Source organism: Acidobacteriota bacterium (genome assembly GCA_038040445.1).
Taxonomy (GTDB): Bacteria; Acidobacteriota; Blastocatellia; order UBA7656; family UBA7656; genus Onstottus_A; species Onstottus_A frigus.
Genome location: JBBPIG010000006.1, coordinates 150,759 through 155,711 on the forward strand (window position 1 = coordinate 150,759; position 4,953 = coordinate 155,711).

Genomic DNA, 4,953 nt, shown 5'->3' on the forward strand with positions numbered 1-4,953 from the left:
AATTCGGCGATCGACCAGTCCTCTCGATATGTGGTGTTCTTTGCAGTTGCGGTTATCCGAACATAACGCGCCAGAATCGCGGGAAACTCCGCTCGGCTTTCACCGCGCTCGCCGGGTCCTTCGAATGCAGTCATCCAGGGTCCGGAAAGCGATTCAGCGACTTCAATTTTATACGTTCCCGGATAGTGAGTCGCCCACGGCCCAAACTCTTGCTTGACACCGATAATGTTCTGCAAGCCACCCGCGTCTATTGTGACGCTCATGCCAACGTAGTCGGTCTTGCCGGAGGTCGCTCGCGTATCGGTCTTTCCATCATTGGCATTCAGTATATCGAGCAACTCACCCGACACACCGGCTGGTCTGACTGTACGCGACTGCACCGTCTGCTGCGCCAGCGTTCTGACGCCTCCCGGCAACATGCCGATAATGACGGTCAGGCACGCGGTCAACGCGAAAGGTTTTGCTTGTGAAATCATTGTCGCACACCCCCTTGTTCGACCAGTTTCTACATCTGCGATGGTGCGAACCGGTACGACGTTGCATGAAATGACGCCGTGGAAACCGAGCCCCATGATCTAGTCTTGCGCAGATGCTCAACGAGCGCAAGACAACGGATTAGCTGGCGGCTCAACACGAGAGCCATGAGTCTCCTGTCGCGAGCTCGTTGAGATCATCTTCTTTGAACGCGTTGAAAGTAACAGTCAAGAGGGCTAAAGTTAGCCGTTATCCTAGGGTTGGGTTCGGAGGTACACATTTTGATCTCAGATACTTTCTCCCATTACCGCATAGTTAAGAAGCTCGCAGCAGGTTTAGTAGGTGAGTGAAGTCAATCTCGCCAATGACATCAAACTCAAGCGCAAGGCCGGTGTATAGTCGGCAAAGCCCGAGTCGAAAGGAGTGCGAACAAGGTGTTGGCCCAGCGCATTGTTTCGGAACTCGAAAGCAAGACAGAGCCCAACCTCGAACATGACAGTTCAACGAATTACCTGATCCGTCGCTATCGCAAGCTCAAGGAAACTTAATGATGTCCAGCTCCCAATCTCCGGATCCACTCAAGGACCCATCCGCTCACACTATCGTTGCGGGGGACCTCGCGGCTGTCTTTTTGCCCGGCCACGGTATGCTCGGCGCCTCGCTTCGCCACCGGAACATGGAGATCCTGCGGCGCATTGAAGACCTCCAGGCCGCCGCAGCTAAGGGTAGCACCGCCGGAATTCCGTTACTTCATCCATGGGCGAACCGCCTCGCGGGTTCCCAATATCGCGCTGCGGGGCGAGAGGTGAACCTCGATACGTCGTCGCCGCTTCTTCACCTCGATGAACATGGCCTCCCGATGCACGGCGTGCCCTGGGCGCTGCTCACCTGGAAGGTGACCGAAGCGACACAAGACGCCCTCGCGGCCCGGCTCGAATGGGACAGCAGCGACCTCCTTGCAATCTTCCCATTCCGTCACCGGCTTGAGATTACTGCAAGGCTTCGCCCTGATGGACTCGTGTTGGAGACGACGCTGGCAGCGGGTTCCGATGGCCCAGTCCCGGTGAGCTACGGCTTCCATCCTTATTTCGGACTGCCTGAGCTTCCGCGCGCGCAGTGGCGGCTTGAGTTGCCGGCAATGCGGAGGCTGGTGCTCGACGGCCGCGGGATCCCGACCGGCGAGGAAGAAGCCTTCGACGGGTTCGACGCGCAGCTCGGCGAAAGCAATTTCGACGATTGCTTCGCCCTCATCGCCGGGAGCACGTCGTTCTCTCTCTCTGGCGCCGGTCGTCGAATCACGGTCGAGTTCCTCGCAGGTTACCCGTACGCGCAAATCTTCGCGCCAAAGGGCAAGGATTACGTCGCGCTGGAGCCGATGACCGCGCCGACGAGCGCACTCACCACCGGCCGCGGGCTGCATCTCGTGGAGCCGGGCGGTGAGTTCCGGTCGGCATTTCGAATCCGTGTCGATCGACTCTAGTAATACCGTTAGGCTGGCAACCCTAAAGACGCGACCTCCGCTAAAGCGCGTCTTCTTCTCTGCGACTGAAGTACAATTTAAGCCAGAGGAGGGGCAGACAAGTTTCAATCCGCTAAAGCGCGTCTTCTTCTCTGCGACCAGACACTTCAAGCGCATCTTCGGATGGACAACTGTTTCAATCCGCTAAAGCGCGTCTTCTTCTCTGCGACATGAAGGTGACGATGAGCGCTGGCACGTTTCAGATGTTTCAATCCGCTAAAGCGCGTCTTCTTCTCTGCGACTGGGGCTAGTTCTCCTCGCCCGGTGCGTTGGCCTCGTCTAGGGGCGTTGGGTCGTTTCAATCCGCTAAAGCGCGTCTTCTTCTCTGCGACCCCTACTTGGGAGATAAAGGTCAAGGGATTGCCATGTTTCAATCCGCTAAAGCGCGTCTTCTTCTCTGCGACAGAGATGAAGACAGAACCGGCTGCAACGAAGTTAGAGTTTCAATCCGCTAAAGCGCGTCTTCTTCTCTGCGACACGATGCATTCACGTGGAAGTCCTGCTGTTCAATACGTTTCAATCCGCTAAAGCGCGTCTTCTTCTCTGCGACCTCGGAGATTTGTTGGATAGTGAGCACTATCTCCTCGTTTCAATCCGCTAAAGCGCGTCTTCTTCTCTGCGACGTGGAGAAAGCTTGAGCGGTCGCAAGACGGCTCGATGTTTCAATCCGCTAAAGCGCGTCTTCTTCTCTGCGACAGCGCCTGTTTTTGCATGTTGCAGAGCCTTTCCTCAAGTTTCAATCCGCTAAAGCGCGTCTTCTTCTCTGCGACACTCGGTTAGCACTCTGCGATTACAGTGGACTGCTGTTTCAATCCGCTAAAGCGCGTCTTCTTCTCTGCGACGCCCATTTTTCAGGAGCGCATCCGGCAATGCTTAGGTTTCAATCCGCTAAAGCGCGTCTTCTTCTCTGCGACTAAGATCGACGATCTGACCAAAAAGGTCGGCGATCCGTTTCAATCCGCTAAAGCGCGTCTTCTTCTCTGCGACGAGAATTTGGCCGGGCCGCGGACTTACGGAAGAGAGTTTCAATCCGCTAAAGCGCGTCTTCTTCTCTGCGACAGCCCAACCATGTGAACCAGACGCTCAACCAAACCATGTTTCAATCCGCTAAAGCGCGTCTTCTTCTCTGCGACGCCGCCATCGTAGCGACCCGTACACCTAATATGCTGGTTTCAATCCGCTAAAGCGCGTCTTCTTCTCTGCGACAGGGTCACGATTCAGGGGTAATGTTCGCCGCCGTTGTTTCAATCCGCTAAAGCGCGTCTTCTTCTCTGCGACTCAAGATGCTCATAAGACGTGGCACCTGAGCCCGGGTTTCAATCCGCTAAAGCGCGTCTTCTTCTCTGCGACTCGGCCAGAAGGATTTCTACAGAGGAATCTCCTCCGTTTCAATCCGCTAAAGCGCGTCTTCTTCTCTGCGACTGTTCAGAAAGTGTCTTTAGCCCTTCGGGGTTCGTGTTTCAATCCGCTAAAGCGCGTCTTCTTCTCTGCGACAGGATCGTATGATCCTAATGACCCGGAGTTCTGGGTTTCAATCCGCTAAAGCGCGTCTTCTTCTCTGCGACTTCGGTGATCAACTTCGGCAAGGAAGCGAAGTTGGCAAGTTTCAATCCGCTAAAGCGCGTCTTCTTCTCTGCGACAAGCACGAAAAGGAAATGTCGGATTACGACAGGTTGTTTCAATCCGCTAAAGCGCGTCTTCTTCTCTGCGACGCTGTCATCTATAGCCTGTTTAGCAGGGATAGATAGGTTTCAATCCGCTAAAGCGCGTCTTCTTCTCTGCGACAAGCCGTATATCAAAGACGGTGACCTCCTGTACTCAGTTTCAATCCGCTAAAGCGCGTCTTCTTCTCTGCGACGTCTTTGCGCTTCCAACAACGGCGATTTTTGTCCTGTTTCAATCCGCTAAAGCGCGTCTTCTTCTCTGCGACGAGATCATTTCCGGCGGCACAGACAATCACCTGATGTTTCAATCCGCTAAAGCGCGTCTTCTTCTCTGCGACACGAACACAGAGAGCTGTATCCGTCAGCACAGCCAGTTTCAATCCGCTAAAGCGCGTCTTCTTCTCTGCGACTTGTATCCAGATCAGCAACGAAGGAGAGTCTCTATGTTTCAATCCGCTAAAGCGCGTCTTCTTCTCTGCGACGTATGGCAAATACACGTAGACGTAGGACAGAGCCGTGTTTCAATCCGCTAAAGCGCGTCTTCTTCTCTGCGACGAACGCCGGGGTGATTTACCATCCCGACCCCACTCAGTTTCAATCCGCTAAAGCGCGTCTTCTTCTCTGCGACGTCATCCGAACCGGGCTCTGGCCGTTAAAGGGGCAAGTTTCAATCCGCTAAAGCGCGTCTTCTTCTCTGCGACGTAGGCGCCTATTATCATTAATATCGGGGGATTTAAGTTTCAATCCGCTAAAGCGCGTCTTCTTCTCTGCGACGTCATTTGCACGCCACACCTTGGAGCCAGCACGCACGTTTCAATCCGCTAAAGCGCGTCTTCTTCTCTGCGACACTGCCAACCCCCTATGGAAAACTGGGGCGAAGGTGTTTCAATCCGCTAAAGCGCGTCTTCTTCTCTGCGACATCCACGAGCTGAAATACAAAGCCAACGATATCCGTGTTTCAATCCGCTAAAGCGCGTCTTCTTCTCTGCGACCTAATAGTTGCCGCGGACTTGCTTGAAATGATGCTGTTTCAATCCGCTAAAGCGCGTCTTCTTCTCTGCGACCTTGTACATGAAGCTCCTCGTAGTAAGCTGAGTCGTTTCAATCCGCTAAAGCGCGTCTTCTTCTCTGCGACGGGATGGGAAGGCGGCGCTTGTCCTAAAAGCGCTGGTTTCAATCCGCTAAAGCGCGTCTTCTTCTCTGCGACACCTCATCAACACTGAGGTGCTGCTGGCGGCCAAGTTTCAATCCGCTAAAGCGCGTCTTCTTCTCTGCGACACCTCATCAACACTGAGG

Annotated in this window: 2 protein-coding genes and 1 CRISPR repeat array; of the genes, one reads left to right on the forward strand and one right to left on the reverse strand. The window is 54.3% G+C overall.

The features are described from left to right. The coding region (locus AABO57_08695; GenBank protein MEK6285804.1) for a discoidin domain-containing protein at positions 1 to 476 on the reverse strand (476 nt) is incomplete at its 3' end. Positions 477 to 1,021: 545 nt separating this feature from the next. On the opposite strand from AABO57_08695, the gene AABO57_08700 reads away from it, so the two are divergent. Beyond that, positions 1,022 to 1,954, forward strand: a complete 933-nt coding sequence (locus AABO57_08700; protein MEK6285805.1) for an aldose 1-epimerase — start codon at positions 1,022 to 1,024, stop codon at positions 1,952 to 1,954. 29 nt (positions 1,955 to 1,983) lie between these two features. Next, positions 1,984 to 4,935: a CRISPR direct-repeat array (repeat unit 37 nt; unit sequence GTTTCAATCCGCTAAAGCGCGTCTTCTTCTCTGCGAC). Positions 4,936 to 4,953 lie beyond the last annotated feature (18 nt).